This window comes from Bradyrhizobium sp. USDA 4454, assembly GCF_054822705.1.
Genome location: NZ_JBTRCN010000001.1, coordinates 6,980,784 through 6,993,694 on the forward strand (window position 1 = coordinate 6,980,784; position 12,911 = coordinate 6,993,694).

The 12,911-nt window shown below is 64.6% G+C and carries 11 protein-coding genes; 4 read left to right on the plus strand and 7 right to left on the minus strand.

Annotated elements, in window-relative coordinates; translation table 11 throughout:
* Positions 1-239: 239 nt before the first annotated feature.
* Positions 240-1,985, plus strand: coding sequence for an ABC transporter ATP-binding protein/permease (locus tag ACVIW0_RS32500; protein ID WP_461356068.1), 1,746 nt, complete (start codon positions 240-242; stop codon positions 1,983-1,985).
* Positions 1,986-2,220: 235 nt separating this feature from the next.
* Here ACVIW0_RS32500 and ACVIW0_RS32505 read toward each other — a convergent pair whose 3' ends face one another.
* From ACVIW0_RS32505 to ACVIW0_RS32520, 4 genes are all read right to left on the minus strand, one after another.
* Positions 2,221-3,210 (minus strand): TorF family putative porin, encoded by a 990-nt coding sequence (locus tag ACVIW0_RS32505; protein WP_461357490.1) that lies wholly within the window; start codon positions 3,208-3,210, stop codon positions 2,221-2,223.
* Positions 3,211-3,605: 395 nt separating this feature from the next.
* A complete protein-coding gene (locus ACVIW0_RS32510) occupies positions 3,606-3,983 on the minus strand; it encodes a histone (RefSeq protein WP_461356069.1) in 378 nt (125 codons plus the stop codon).
* Between the two features lie 229 nt (positions 3,984-4,212).
* A complete protein-coding gene (gene glcF / locus ACVIW0_RS32515; protein ID WP_461356070.1) occupies positions 4,213-5,529 on the minus strand; it encodes a glycolate oxidase subunit GlcF in 1,317 nt (438 codons plus the stop codon).
* Complete coding sequence (locus ACVIW0_RS32520; protein WP_461356071.1) at positions 5,526-6,764, minus strand: FAD-binding protein; 1,239 nt, start codon at positions 6,762-6,764, stop codon at positions 5,526-5,528. The genes glcF and ACVIW0_RS32520 overlap by 4 nt, the downstream gene beginning before the upstream one ends.
* A 36-nt stretch (positions 6,765-6,800) precedes the next feature.
* Here ACVIW0_RS32520 and ACVIW0_RS32525 point away from each other — a divergent pair, with 36 nt between their 5' ends.
* On the plus strand, positions 6,801-7,004 hold the full coding sequence (locus ACVIW0_RS32525; protein ID WP_461356072.1) for a putative quinol monooxygenase: 204 nt from the start codon (positions 6,801-6,803) through the stop codon (positions 7,002-7,004).
* 144 nt (positions 7,005-7,148) lie between these two features.
* On the opposite strand, the gene ACVIW0_RS32530 is transcribed toward ACVIW0_RS32525, so the two are convergent.
* Positions 7,149-8,291 carry an acyltransferase family protein gene (locus ACVIW0_RS32530; protein ID WP_461356073.1) on the minus strand — a complete coding sequence of 381 codons (1,143 nt, stop codon included), beginning with the start codon at positions 8,289-8,291 and terminating at the stop codon, positions 7,149-7,151.
* A 205-nt stretch (positions 8,292-8,496) separates the two neighbouring features.
* Here ACVIW0_RS32530 and ACVIW0_RS32535 point away from each other — a divergent pair, with 205 nt between their 5' ends.
* Entirely contained in the window at positions 8,497-8,904 is a 408-nt protein-coding gene (locus ACVIW0_RS32535; protein ID WP_461356074.1) for a hypothetical protein, read from the plus strand.
* Here the strand turns inward: ACVIW0_RS32535 and ACVIW0_RS32540 are convergent.
* The gene (locus tag ACVIW0_RS32540; protein ID WP_461356075.1) at positions 8,901-10,394 is read right to left on the minus strand and encodes an FAD-linked oxidase C-terminal domain-containing protein; all 1,494 of its coding nucleotides are present in this window, start codon (positions 10,392-10,394) and stop codon (positions 8,901-8,903) included. The genes ACVIW0_RS32535 and ACVIW0_RS32540 overlap by 4 nt on opposite strands.
* A 235-nt stretch (positions 10,395-10,629) precedes the next feature.
* Here ACVIW0_RS32540 and cycA point away from each other — a divergent pair, with 235 nt between their 5' ends.
* Positions 10,630-11,025, plus strand: coding sequence for a cytochrome c-550 CycA (gene cycA, locus ACVIW0_RS32545; RefSeq protein WP_461356076.1), 396 nt, complete (start codon positions 10,630-10,632; stop codon positions 11,023-11,025).
* Between the two features lie 66 nt (positions 11,026-11,091).
* On the opposite strand, the gene poxB is transcribed toward cycA, so the two are convergent.
* Positions 11,092-12,828 (minus strand): ubiquinone-dependent pyruvate dehydrogenase, encoded by a 1,737-nt coding sequence (gene poxB, locus ACVIW0_RS32550; RefSeq protein WP_461356077.1) that lies wholly within the window; start codon positions 12,826-12,828, stop codon positions 11,092-11,094.
* Positions 12,829-12,911 lie beyond the last annotated feature (83 nt).

The following is a 12,911-nucleotide window of genomic DNA, read 5'->3' on the forward strand; positions in this document are numbered from 1 at the left end:
CGGGAGTCCGTCGGAAAACTACAGCCCCGGCTCGCGAATGAACGATCGGTAAGGATCGCTCACATCCTCGCGAAAAATCGAAGGTCCCCCGTCCCTCGCCATTGCCGTCATGCTAGGGTTGACTCGATCGCCGGGACAAGCCAACGCTTGCATGCCAGACCTACGACTTTAGTCGAGGCTCACTCCGATTGTCCCGATTCTTCAGGCCTTTGCGGCCCCTTTCCCGGAGACGATAATCTGTGAACAACATCCGCTCGACGCTCGCGACGGTGTGGCGCATCGCCTCGCCCTATTTCAACTCCGAGGACAAATGGGCCGGCCGCATCCTGCTTGGGACGCTGATCGTGATGGAGCTGGTGTCCGTCGGGCTCGACGTCCTGATCAACCAATGGCGCAACCGCTTCTACACCGCGCTTCAGGACAAGGACTGGAGCACCTTCAAACGCGAATTGCTGGTGTTCACCCTGATCGCCGCGGCTTCGGTGATACTTCAGATCTATCAGCTTTACCTGAACCAGTGGCTGCAGATCCGCTGGCGCAACTGGATGACCGGCAAATATCTCCGCGAATGGGTCCGCGGCGCCAATCACTATCGCATGCAACTCGTCGGCGATGCCGCCGATAACCCCGACCAGCGCATCACCGACGACGTCAAGCTGTTCGTTGGCCAGACGCTGGCGATCAGCATCGGGCTATTGAACTCGATCGTCTCGCTCGCGTCCTTCGTGGTGATCCTGTGGGGATTGTCGGCGGTTCTGCCGCTGCTGCTGTTCGGCGTCGACGTTTCGATTCCAGGTTATCTGGTCTGGGGTGCGATCATCTACGCCGTGCTCGGGACGGCACTGACGCAGTGGATCGGCTCGCCGCTGGTCAATCTCAACTTCGACCAGCAGCGGCTGGAGGCGGATTTCCGCTTCAACCTGATGCGGGTGCGCGAGAACTCGGAACAGATCGCGCTGCTCAAGGGCGAGGGTGCAGAGCGGGAGCGGCTGTCGGAGCGTTTCAGCCGCGTGATCGGCAATTGGTACGGCATCATGAGCCGGACCAAGCGGCTGACCGCCTTCACGGGCAGCTATGCGCAGGCCTCCGCGGTGTTTCCGTTCGCCTTGGCCGGCCCCGCCTATTTCGCCAGCAAGACGGTCCAGCTTGGCGCTTTGATCCAGATCGCCGAGGCATTCGGCAAGGTGCAGGATGCGCTCTCGTTCTTCGTCACGGCCTACCGCACCTTGGCCGAATGGCGCGCGACCGTCACCCGTCTCGACGGCTTCGAGAACTCGATCACGGCCGCCGAAAAGCTGGCCGACGATCCCGCCGCGATTCACGAAAAGCCGGCGGCCGGCGCCGCGATCGCCCTGCCGCAGCTGCTGGTCAAGCTGCCGAACGGAACGCCGCTGGTCGCCGCCGACCATTTCAGCTTCCGTCCCGGCGAGCGGACGCTGGTGACCGGCCCTTCCGGCGCCGGCAAGTCGACGCTGTTCCGCGCGGTGGCCGGCATCTGGCCGTTCGGCAGCGGCGCGGTCGAAATCCCGGCCAAGGCCAGACTGATGATGCTGCCGCAGCGTCCCTATCTGCCGATCGGCCCGCTGCATGACGCCGTCGTCTATCCCGGCGAGGCTCCGCAATTCGACGCGGGACGCGTCCGCGACGTCCTCACCGCGGTCGGGCTGTCGCAGCTCGCGGCGCGGCTTTCGGAAGAGGCGCACTGGAACCGGATGCTGTCGCTCGGCGAGCAGCAGCGACTCGGCATCGCGCGGGCGCTGTTGCATGCGCCGCAATTCCTGTTCCTGGACGAGGCGACGGCCTCGCTCGACGAACCGTCGGAAGCCGCGCTCTACAGGCTGATCGCCGAGAAGCTGCCCGATACCACGGTGGTTTCGATCGGCCACCGCTCGACGCTCGACGCCTTCCACCAGCGCAATGTCGTGCTGGTCCGCGACGGCGATCGCTTCGCCCTGCGTGACACGGTCAAGGTGGCGGCGTCGTAAGCGCGCGGATCCGGCTTGCGAACTCCGTTACGCTCCATCAATCCGGACAGTCCCTGGCTCCCTCCCGCTTGCGGGGCGCTTGCGGGGAGGGTTCGGGTAGCGGCTCTCTCCACGAATCGCATTGTGGAAGCGCGAGAGGTGCAGCCAGCCTGCCGCTCCAGTCTCGTCATCATCTACCGCAAACAAAAAGGGCGGCAGATTGCTCTGCCGCCCTCTCGATCTCCGGAAGAAGAGATTACTTCAGGTTGGACATCGCGGTCAGGTCGACCGAGAGCTTGGCGATACCCGCCGCGCCGCACCAGTTGGAGCCGGTGCCGAGCGGGTTGATCGGGGTCACGTTGGTGTTGCCGCCCGCGGTGTAGTCGCTGGTGAAGGCAGAGCAATCACCCTTCGACATATCCGTGTCGGAGTAGCGCAGATCGAGCGTGAACACCTTGTAGGTGAAGCCGATGCCGATGTTCCAGGTGTTGTAGTCGGCATACTTGATGCCGTTCGGGAACGCCGGGACGCCGTAGAAGCTGTCGGAGGTGCCGAGCCACTGCCGGCCGAACTCACCCGACACATACATGCCGACGCCGCTGGTGCCGAACACGGTGCTGGGCGCGGTGTACTTGCCGATGATCGACGAGTAGTTGCCCCAGGCGCCGGTGTTGAGGAAGTTCGGCGAGTAGTACTCGTTGATGGTGAACGCCCAGTTGTCGTTGATGGTCCAGGTCGCCTTGCCGTAGACTTCGAAGAACGAGACGTCCTTCTTCATGACGTTGCCGTTGGGCAGGAAGTTGAGGGCGCAGTCAGCACCGAGCGCCTTGCCGGCGGTGTCGAACGGCGCGCCGTAGTAGCAGGTTCCGCCCGGATACAGGTAACCCCAGACACCTATGTCGAAGGCGAAGGCGCCGAAGGTCGGGCGGATACCGCCGTAGACGTCGACTTCGGCCGCAGCGCGGTTGGCGAAGGAGATGCTTTCGGTCGAGGTGCCGATGTAGAGCTGCAAGTCCTTGTTGACGTTGTAGCGCGGCTCGAAATAGGCGGTGACCGACGGATTGTGGTTCGACTGGGTGACGCCGCGGAAGATGTAGTCGCTCATGATGCCGGCGCCGAAGGCGACGTCCCAGGGATCGAAGGGAGCCGGCGGCGGCGCCTTGACGGCCTTCACCGCCATGTCAGCTGCCATTGCCGAGCTCGAAATCATTGCTAGCGCCGTTGCTAACAAAGCCAGTTTCTTCATGACGATCCCCATCTACTTTTCCAGACAGCCCAGCTCCGGTGCCCCCCGGGGCGCGCGATAACGGACTGCGACTAAATCGCGTGTTGCTAATCTGAGGCCCGTGCACGGTACCGTGAAGCCAAAAAGACATGCAGCTGCCGACTTTTTAGGCATTCCAGCCATTTCGCCGCACGTTGCTCGGCGGGTGTTGCATTTGCACCACAAAGTTGAGACGCCCGCCCCGGTTGAAGAGACCCGCTTGCGTGTGGACAAGGCAACAGCCGACCGGATCTGACAGCGTTTGGGACGAATCGCCGTACCCGTAAAAGTACGGGCGGAATCCCGGGCATGAAAAAAGCCGCAGCGGCGTCCGCTGCGGCTTCGATCGGTTTGAACCGGTCCGGGATCGTACCAGGCTAGTGGTGCTCGCCCTCGGTGGTGCCCCAGCTCGGGGCGGGTTCGTGGCTCGGCGTCGCCCAGCTCGAGGCCGGCTGCGGCGCGGGCTCGGGCGCCGGAGGTGCTGCGACCGGGGCGGCCGGCTTCGGCGCGGCGGCCTTCTTCGGAGCACTCTTCTTGGCAGCCTTCTTCGCGACCTTCTTGGCAGCGGCCTTCTTCGGAGCAGCTTTCTTCGCGACCTTCTTGGCAGCCTTCTTGGCTGACTTCTTCGCCGATTTCTTTGCAGACTTCTTCGCAGCCTTTTTGGCCGACTTCTTCGCGGACTTCTTCTTCGCCGCTACTGCCTTCTTGGCCTTTTTGGCCTTCTTGCTTTTCTTCGCTTTCTTCGACTTCGCCATCGTGGTCCTCCTGTTGCCGCTATGTGAGTCCACCGGGCGTATTGAAGTGATCGCTTGCCGGACCGCAGCCGCACCTCGGGGAGAGGCACACTCCGCTACGCTTGTCGGGCATGATGGCCGCGCGATCGCTTCGCGTCTGTGGCTGAGGAAGCGCCGGTCCTTCACATTGCGTCGGACAAATTGTGTCAGGGCAAGGCTGAGGTCCGGATCATGCTCGAGTGGCAGTCGATCAATTCAATCCTGGCCGGGGACCTCCTGTCGCCCAATCGAGAAGCTCAATCGTGTGCACCACAGGAACTGACGTACCGCCGGCAATCTGAACCATGCAGCCAATATTGCCCGCAGCGATCATGTCCGGTTTGACAAGCGCAATATTGGCGACCTTGCGATCGCGCAATCTGCTCGCAATGTCGGGCTGGAGAATGTTGTAGGTCCCCGCCGAACCGCAACACAAATGGCTCTCGGGTACATCTTTCACCACGAATCCATTCTTGGAAAGCAATTCTTTCGGAAGTTGAGTGATTTTCTGTCCATGCTGCAACGAGCAAGCCGAGTGATAGGCGACGGTGATGTCGCCTTTCTGCGTTGAGGGCGCGAGCTCGAGGCCGGCGAGATACTCGGTGATATCCTTTGCCAGCGCCGAGATTCGCCTGGCCGGCTCCGCGAATGTTTTGTCCTCACGCAGCAGGTAGCCGTAGTCTTTGACGACGGTCCCACAGCCCGAGGTCGTCACCAGAATGGCGTCGAGCCCTTCTCTGTCCGCTTCCCTTTGCCACACCGTGACGTTGGCCCGCGCGCGCGCCAGTGCGTCGTCGTCCTGTCCCATGTGATGGGTCAACGCGCCGCAGCATTGCTCGTCCTTGACCAACACCACCTCGACGCCGTGCCGGGTCAGCACGTTGATCGCGGCCTGATTGATGCGTGGCGCCAGCACCTGTTGGGCACAGCCCTGTAGCAGCGCAACCCGGCCGCGACGCCGGCCGATCGGCGCAAACACGGTTCCGGCAGACGGCCCCGGCTGCGGCAGGCCCTGCGGCGCGAGCGCCAGCATCGCCTTGATCCGGCGCAGCAGGCCCGGGCTCGACGCACCCACCGACGGCGTCGGCAGCAGGGCTGCGAACGGACGGGCAAGCCCCGCCAGGATCATGCTGATCCGGAACAGGCCCGGCCGCGGCAGCACCAAGGCGAGCACAGAGCGCAGCAGCCGCTCGGTCAGCGGCCGCTGATAGTCCCGCTCGATCCTGACCCGGGCCTGGTCGACCAGGTGCATGTAGTTCACGCCCGACGGGCAGGTGGTCATGCAGGCGAGGCACGACAGGCAGCGGTCGATATGCTTGACCACCTCAGGTGTCGGCGGCTGGTCCTTTTCCAGCATCTCCTTGATCAGATAGATGCGGCCGCGCGGGCTATCGAGCTCGTCGCCGAGCAGCACATAGGTCGGGCAGGTCGCGGTGCAGAAGCCGCAATGCACGCAGGCGCGCAGGATCTTGTCGGCTTCCTTGATGTCGGGATCGGCAAGCTGCGCCAGGGAAAACTCGGTCTTCATGCACCCCCGCCTCGCATCATCCGGCCGCGGTTGAGGATCGACCTCGGATCGAAGCTCGCCCTGATCCGTTCGCCGAGCGCGGCAAGCCCGGCCGCCTGCGGCTGGAACACGTCGACCGCGCGGCGCGCATCGTCGCTGGCGCGGATCAGGGTGGCGTGTCCGCCGACCGCCTCGATCTGGCCGCGGACCAGCGCGGCCTGCGCGTCGGCGCTCGGCGGCACCGCGGCCCAGATCAGGCCGCCACCCCAATCGTAGACCACCTCGCCACCGGTTGAGCGCGCCAGCCCCTCTCCGAGCGCGCCGCCGATGGCCGGCGGGCAAACGATGCGCCACACCGGCCAGGCGCCGAGCGCGCCGCTCGCCGCGAATGGCAGCACGTCGCGCAGCGCACTCCAGATCGAAGCCGAGGCCTCATCGGCGAGGACGTCGATTGCTCCGTAGGACGAGAGCGCCTGCGTGAGCGAGGCCGCCCGATGCGCCGCCGACGCCGCAATCCCCTCGAGCCGCACCAGCGTGACCGGCTGGCCGGAGGTTGCGAGGCCCGCGAGCGCGCCGGTTCCGGACCGCAGCGCTGAGCCGGGCAGATGCGCTGCGCCGGAGACGTCGAAGGGCGACCCCAGCGCCGCCGTCATCGCCTTGTTGGCGGTGACGTCGTCAAGGGAGCGCAGCAGCAGCGTCCGCTCGGCTTCCGGCTTCGGCATCACCTTCAGCGTCACCTCGGTCATGACCGCGAGCGTGCCCCAGGAACCGGTGAGCAGCTTGCAGAGGTCATAGCCGGTGACATTCTTCACCACCCGCCCACCGGTCTTGAAACTGTCGCCGAACCCGGACACCGCGTGCGCCCCGAGCAGATGATCCCTGATACCGCCGGCCTTGATGCGGCGGGGACCGGCAAGGCCGGCGCCGATCATGCCGCCGATCGTGCCGGCTCCCGCGCTGCCGAGCAGCACGGACGTATCCATCGGCTCGAAGGCGAATTGCTGGTTCTTGGCGTCGATCAGGGACTGCACGTCGGCGAGCGGCGCGCCGGCCTCGACGGTGATGATCAATTCGTTCGGCTCATAGGCGGTGACGGCGTTCAGCACTGAGACGTCGAGCACCGCGTTGGTCGCCATCGGATGGCCGATGGCGCGCTTCGATCCATGTCCGATGACCTCGAGCGGCTGCTCGCTGGCGATAGCCGCGCGCACCACCTCTTCGACGTCCTTGCCGTCTCTGACCTTGAGCGTTTCCACGCGCTAGGCGGTATCGAAATTTGACTCCAAAATCAAATGCGCGCCGAACAGGCTTCTGAATGCCTGTTCCTGATCGGCCGCGGCAAGGACAACCCGGCGCAATTCCTGTTCTACGAATTGTTCCAGGACGGGGCGGCGTTCAAGGCGGATGCGGAAAGCGCCCACTTCAAGACCTACATCGCCGAGCAGGCCCTGCCCCTGCTCGCCAAACGCGAGCGGACGCAATACGCGCTGCTGTGACTCGCGGTGCCGCGGGAGGGATATGAGAGCGTTTTCGAGCGAAGTGGCCCCCGGTTCGCGTGAAGAAAACGCGTCAAAACAGGAAGCTAGAGCTTCGGTCCTGATTCAATCAGAACCGAAGCTCGTCCTTCCCGCGGACGCGGCTCAGATCGAGGCGCTGTTGCCGAACGTTGCGTGCAACTCGCCGCGCTGGGGCGAGCGGCGCCAGAAGCCGACGACCGAGGTCCGCGCCAGCACGGCGGTCTCGAGCTTCTCGACCCGGCCCCGAAGCCGAAGCGCGTGCTTCTCGACGAGATGCCAAGACGCCACCGCAACACCGAAGGCGAGCGGCAGGCTGATCAGGATGTTCAGATACCAGTGCTGAACCGGCGGGCCGAACGTGGCGACGCATTGCTGGATGACGAAGCCGTAGAGATAGAGCCCGTAAGAGTAATCGCCTGACGAGACGATCCAGCTCCGCCGCGGGTTCATCGCGCCGAAATAGCAGGCGATATAGGCGGCCGGCACTGGCGCCAGCGCGTCGCCGCGACCGGTCGCCATGGCGGCGGCGCACAGCACCAGCGCGAACAGGCACAAAGTCCGGTGGACCGGCACTTTGTCGCGCCAGAGGTAGAAGCCGACGCCGGCAAGGAAGCAGAACACCAGAAGATGCGGGCGAAGCTGGATCGGCACCTCGTCCCAGCGCGCGATGTCGTAGCCGACGAGCGCGATCTGGGCGATCACCATGAACACGAGATATGCCACCCGGTTGAAGCAGATCGTGGTGACCGCAAGCAGCGCCAGGATGACGTAGCACCACAATTCGTACGGCACGGTCCAGAGCTGGGAATTCACCAGCTCCGGCAGTGGATTATGCAGGAACAGGCCCGGCAGCTCGTAGTGGATGTCGCCGACGATATTGAGGAAATAGACGTGGAATTTCGGATCGGCGAAATATTGCGCCAATGGCAGTTCGGTGAAGACCGAACCAATGATGACGGCCGACAGCGTGGTCTCGACCGCGAGTGCGGGAGCGATCCGCAGCAGGCGCAGGCCGAGGAACGAAATCAGGCTCTTGCACCGGAGCAGGCTCGCCGTCACCAGGAAGCCGCTCAGGGCAAAGAACAGCGCGAGGATCATCGCGACGCCGATCCGAAGCGTGCTCTGGATTTCCAGCGCCCGGCCGAGCCCGAGCGTCACATTGGTGCTGTGCAGGCCGACGATCGACGCCGCCAGCACGATGCGCATGTAGTCGAAGCCCGCGGGCCGATTGCGCGACAGCGCCAGCTGATCGGCGAGGCTGGGCATCGATATGTTGCCGAAGACATGCATGTCCGGAAAATACCGAGCAACAATCTAAGGCCATGTAAACGGGTCCGCGCTGCAATTGCGACAGCATGCGACGGCGGCCGCTTGGTCAACGGCTGCCGCAAGCATCGGTTAAGGTTATCGGCTGACTAGCGCGATCGGTCGAATTATATCGACCGGCCTCGACGGCTGCAGGGAGAACCAGGTGAAGATCAAGTTGACAGCCCTCGCGCTGCTCGCGACGATCGCGGCAGGACAGGCGCACGCGCTCACCGACGCCGAGGCGGCGTTCCTCGAGCAGCTGGCGACCGCGGCCGCGGTGCTCGAACAACGATGCACGGGCTATGAGGCCGATGGCGCCGGGGGCGTTCAACTCGGCGCCAGACTGCTCGGCAGCCCCAACGCCGCGATGGCCATGATCAATGCCTTCGACGCCGCCATCAAGGCCCACGACGGCAACGACTACGATCCGCGCGGATTCCGCCCCGAAGTGTCCGCAGCAGCCGGCAAGACGTTCAAGCAAGTCCGGACGGATTTGATCGCAGATCCCGACAGGGCCTGTGCCGCATATGGCGATAGCAGTGCGGCGAGCGGGCTGCTACGGCGGTACTAAAACCGCGGGATATCGGGAAACGCCAGCTTGCCGGCGTGGACGTGGACGCGGCCGAGCTCGGCGCAGCGATGGAGCGTCGGAAATACCTTGCCGGGGTTGAGCAGGCCTTGGGCGTCAAAGGCGCATTTCAGCCGCTGTTGCTGGTTGAGGTCGATCTCGGTGAACATTTCCGGCATCAAATCGCGCTTCTCGATGCCGACGCCATGCTCGCCGGTGAGCACGCCGCCGAGCTCGACGCAGCAGCGCAGGATGTCGGCGCCGAACGCCTCCGCCTTCTCGATCTCGCCCGGCTTGTTGGCATCATAGAGGATCAACGGGTGCAGATTGCCGTCGCCGGCGTGGAACACGTTGGCGACGCCGAGGCCGTATTTCTCGGAGAGCTCGCGGATCCGCGCCAGCGCCTTCGGCAACGCGCCGCGCGGGATGGTGCCGTCCATGCAGAGATAATCCGGCGAGATGCGCCCGACCGCGGGGAAGGCCGCCTTGCGGCCGGCCCAGAACAGATTGCGCTCGGCCTCCGTGGTCGAGATCTGGCACGAGGTCGAGCCGCAGCCCTGCGCGATCGCCTCGACCCGCTTGATCAACTCGTCGACCTCGACCTGGGGACCGTCGAGCTCGATGATCAAAAGCGCCTCGACGTCGAGCGGATAGCCGGCATGGACGAAGGCCTCCGCGGCGTGGATCGCGGGCTTGTCCATCATCTCCATGCCGCCCGGGATGATGCCAGCGCCGATGATGGCGGCCACGCATTCGCCGGCCGCTTCCACTTCGGCGAAGCCGACCATCAGGGCGCGCGCCGTCTCCGGCTTCTGCAGGATGCGCACCGTGATCTCGGTGATGACGCCGAGCAGTCCCTCCGAGCCGGTGATGATCCCCATCACATCGTAGCCGGCATTCTCGGCCGACTTGCCGCCGATGCGCAGGATTTCGCCGCTCATCAGCACGATCTCGCAGCCGAGCACGTTGTTGGTGGTCATGCCGTATTTCAGGCAATGCACGCCGCCGGAATTCTCCGCGACATTGCCGCCGATCGAGCAGGCGATCTGCGACGACGGATCGGGCGCGTAGTAGAAGCCGGCATGGGCAACCGCCTGGCTGATCGCCAGATTGGTGACCCCAGGTTCGGTGACAACAACGCGGTTGTCGAAATCGATCTCGCGAATCCGCTTGAACTTGCCGAGGCCCAGCAGCACGGCGTCGGCGAGCGGCAGCGCACCGCCGGACAGCGAGGTGCCGGAGCCACGCGGTACCACCTTGATGCCCTGCTGCTGGCAATATTTGAGGACCTTCGCCACCTGCTCGGTGGTATCGGGCAACACCACGACCATCGGCGGCTGCCGATAGGCGGTCAGGCCGTCGGATTCGTAAGCCAGCATCTCGGCGGCGCTGTCGATCACGCCCTCGCCCGAGACGATGGCGCGCAGGGCGGCCACGATTTCGGCGCGGCGTGCAAGCACGGCCTGATCGGCCGCCGGCATCATGATGGACATCAATGTTCCCTCGGAGGGCTTTTGCCCTTTGCCGATTTGTTACGACAAATCAATCAGCTCTGCACCTGTTTCAGTCGACCGGCCGAAGGTCGGATTGCCCCACCCGGCAAGGACGAGTTCTCTCTGGGACAAGCGGGCGGTCATGAAACCTGTCAAAGTTTCGTGGCTTGTCCTGTCCAAGCCGGACATGCCACAAACCAGACACTACCCCCCGGGACGAAACGAAGAGAACCCCATGAACCTAAAGACCTTGAGCGCGCTGGCGGTCGTCACATCGCTGGCCACCGCATCCTCCGCGCTGGCGCAGGATGCCGCTGCCGGCAAGACCTCGTTCAACAAGTGCCTAGCCTGCCATGCGATCGGCGAAGGCGCCAAGAACAAGGTCGGCCCCGAGCTCAACGGCCTCGACGGCCGCCGCTCCGGTACCGCGCCGGACTACAACTATTCCGATGCCAACAAGAACTCCGGCATCACCTGGAACAAGGAAACCTTCCTCGAATACATCAAGGATCCCAAAGCCAAGATCCCCGGCACCAAGATGGCCTTCGCCGGCATCAAGAACGAGACCGAGGCCAACAATCTGTGGGCCTATGTGTCGTCGTTCGACAAGGACGGCAAGCAGAAGCAGTAATCGGCGGTATCGGACGTCGTCCGCCCTGCGCAGATGGCAGGGCGGACGTGTTGCCGCAATCAGCGATCAGCGCGGCAACAGATTGGTCTTGGCGAGGTCGACCACCTCGTCGCCGCGGCCGCTCATCACGGCGCGCAGCACCCACAGGCTGAAGCCCTTCACCTGCTCCAGCGTGATGGTCGGCGGCATCGACAATTCCTGGGTCGCGGTCACGACGTCGAGCACGGCCGGGCCGTCATGCGCGAGCACGTCGCGGATCGCGCCTTCGAGCTCGCCGGGATCCTGCACCCTGACGCCGTGAATGCCCATCGCGCGAGCCATCGCCGCGAAATCCGGATTCTTCAGATCGACGCCGGTCTCGATGAAGCCGGCGGCCTTCATCTCCAGCGCGACGAAGCCGAGCACGCTGTTGTTGAAGATCACGACCTTCACCGGCAGCTTGGCCTGGGTCAGCGTGATCAGATCGCCCATCAGCATGGCAAAGCCGCCATCGCCGGACATCGACACCACCTGCCGTCCCGGCTGCGCCGCCTGCGCGCCGATCGCATGCGCCATCGCATTGGCCATCGAGCCGTGGACCCAGGACCCGACCAGCCGCCGGCGGCCGTTCATTTTCAGATAGCGCGCGGCCCAGATCGTCGGTGTGCCGACATCGGCGGTGAACACGGCATCTTCCGTCGCCTGCTCGCTGAGCAGCCGCGCCAGATATTGCGGATGGATCGGGCTCGAGCCCGGCTTGCCGCGGGCGAGATCGTCGAGCCCGGCGCGGGCGTCCTTGTAATGCGCGATGCTGGCGTCGAGAAACTTGCGCTCGGTCTTGACCGTCAGCTTCGGCAACAGCGCGGCGATGGTCTCGCCGACGTCGCCGACGAGGCCGAGATCGAGCTTGCAGCGGCGGCCGAGATTTTCCGGGCGGATGTCGATCTGGGCGATGTTGATGCCGGTCGGGAAGAACTGCTTGTAGGGAAAATCGGTGCCCAGCATCAGCAGCACGTCGCAGCCATGCATCGCGGCATAGCCGGAGGAGAAGCCGATGAAGCCGGTCATGCCGACGTCGTAGGGATTGTCGTATTCGACATATTCCTTGCCGCCGAGCGCATGCACGATCGGGCTCTTCAGCGTCTCGGCGAGCTTGATCAGGCCGTCATGCGCGCCGGCGCAGCCGCGGCCGCAGAACAGCGTGACGCGCCGCGCGCCGTTGAGCAGCGCGGCCAGCGCGTTCAATTCGGCTTCGGCCGGACGCACCACCGGCGCCGGCGGCAGCAGCCCGGCATTCGGCGAGATGTCGCGCTTCGGCGCCGTCCGCATCGCGACGTCGCCCGGCAGCACCAGCACCGCGACGCCGCGCTTACCGACCGCGGCGCGGATCGCGTTCTCCAGCATGTAGGGCAGCTGCGCCGGATCGGACACCAGTTCGCAATAATGGCTGCATTCGCGGAACAGATCCTGCGGGTGGGTCTCCTGGAAATAGCCGCCGCCGATCTCGGCCGACGGGATCTGGGCCGCGATCGCCAGCACCGGCGTACGGCTGCGGTGCGCATCGAACAGGCCGTTGATGAGATGCAGATTGCCCGGGCCGCAGGAGCCCGCGCAGACCGCGAGCTCTCCGGTGATCTGGGATTCGGCAGCCGCGGCGAATGCCGCCACCTCCTCGTGGCGCACATGCAGCCAGTCGATCGTGCCGCGCTTGCGCAACGCCTCGGTCAGGCCATTGAGGCTGTCGCCGACGACACCGTAGATGCGCTTCACGCCGGCCTGGGCAAGGGTTTCGGCGATGAGGTCGGCGATGTTGTCGATCCGCATGGGAGGTGTCCTTTGGTGAAATCGGAGAACCGCGCGGCGACATGATGTTCGGCGCGACCTGATGGCGCAAGCCTTGCCGGATC

What these genes read in the sequence shown, in the direction of transcription:
- ACVIW0_RS32525 (WP_461356072.1), top strand. Translation starts at nt 6,801, where the DNA reads ATGCGCGCCGAACAGGCTTCTGAATGCCTGTTCCTGATCGGCCGCGGC.
- ACVIW0_RS32505 (WP_461357490.1), bottom strand. Translation starts at nt 3,210, where the DNA reads ATGAAGAAACTGGCTTTGTTAGCAACGGCGCTAGCAATGATTTCGAGC.
- cycA (WP_461356076.1), top strand. Translation starts at nt 10,630, where the DNA reads ATGAACCTAAAGACCTTGAGCGCGCTGGCGGTCGTCACATCGCTGGCC.
- poxB (WP_461356077.1), bottom strand. Translation starts at nt 12,828, where the DNA reads ATGCGGATCGACAACATCGCCGACCTCATCGCCGAAACCCTTGCCCAG.
- ACVIW0_RS32540 (WP_461356075.1), bottom strand. Translation starts at nt 10,394, where the DNA reads ATGTCCATCATGATGCCGGCGGCCGATCAGGCCGTGCTTGCACGCCGC.
- ACVIW0_RS32510 (WP_461356069.1), bottom strand. Translation starts at nt 3,983, where the DNA reads ATGGCGAAGTCGAAGAAAGCGAAGAAAAGCAAGAAGGCCAAAAAGGCC.
- glcF (WP_461356070.1), bottom strand. Translation starts at nt 5,529, where the DNA reads ATGAAGACCGAGTTTTCCCTGGCGCAGCTTGCCGATCCCGACATCAAG.
- ACVIW0_RS32530 (WP_461356073.1), bottom strand. Translation starts at nt 8,291, where the DNA reads ATGCCCAGCCTCGCCGATCAGCTGGCGCTGTCGCGCAATCGGCCCGCG.